This is a genomic window from Neobacillus jeddahensis (assembly GCF_000612625.1).
GTDB classification, from domain to species: Bacteria; Bacillota; Bacilli; order Bacillales; family Cytobacillaceae; genus Neobacillus; species Neobacillus jeddahensis.
Genome location: NZ_CCAS010000142.1, coordinates 1 through 1,030 on the forward strand (window position 1 = coordinate 1; position 1,030 = coordinate 1,030).

Genomic DNA, 1,030 nt, shown 5'->3' on the forward strand with positions numbered 1-1,030 from the left:
TAAAGTAGGGAAACCTCTCACGAGGCTTCCCCCTTATCAAACCGCACGTGCCCTATTAAGGCATACGGCTTACCAACATGTTACATTGAATGCTTTGATTTTCCCTGTGCACAGTTAATCATCTGGACTCTTTTCGGGGTGAAGTATTCTTCCCCACGTTCTTTAGCTCTTTGTAGTGCTCTATTATATTTCTTTGCTTGTTTTTCCTTCATGTATCGAAGGTAGTCATATATGGTATGTCCATATTGCTTTCCATAATAATATTGAAATGCTGGAACTAATCCAATTTTGGCAAAGAACTCTATTCCCCATTTTGTCTTCATCTTATGTCCCTTATTTTGACTTGGGTGGTCATGTATCATCGCCACTCTTAGCCTTCTTCTTATATAGCCATCAATGGCTAATAATTCGTCTTTGATTACGTTGAAGAAACATGAAAATTCTCTTCCATACTTTTTATTCTCGTTTATCGCATTCCAAAGGGTTAAAAAGTAATTTACTTTTCCACGGATTACTTGATTCACACGCTCAACCCAAACTTCTTTGCTGAAAGTCAGGGATTTCTTTGTTTTATCTTTTATCTTTTGGCGAAAGTCTTTCCATGTGGAATCCTTTGGTTTAGCTATGTAGTATGGTTTGCCATCTTTCTTTCTTTTCCTCCAGTGCTCAAATGTAAACCCAAGGAAATCAAAATCATCGTGGTTAAAATCTATGATTTTCGTTTTCTCGATGGATATTTCAAGCCCTAGCTCTGCGAGCTTTTGTTTTGTAATTGATTCTGCACGTACAATTTCCTCTTTTGTTTTGGCAAACAAAAGAAAATCGTCGGCATATCTGACGAAATGAATTCCATGAGCTTCAAGTTCCCAATCTAGTTCATTGAGGAAGAGATTCGCAAGTAGCGGCGAAATTACACCACCTTGCGGAGTCCCCGCGTCAACTTGATGATACTTCCCCTCTTCCATGAAACCAGCTTTAAGCCATTTCCAAATTAGGTCGAGTACAGTTCCATCAGCTATATATTTATTGA

Annotated in this window: 1 protein-coding gene; it reads right to left on the reverse strand. The window is 38.3% G+C overall.

The features are described 5' to 3' along the window. Nucleotides 1-80 precede the first annotated feature (80 nt). The coding region (locus tag TY15_RS22995) for a reverse transcriptase domain-containing protein (RefSeq protein ID WP_042375733.1) at nucleotides 81-1,030 on the reverse strand (950 nt) is incomplete at its 5' end.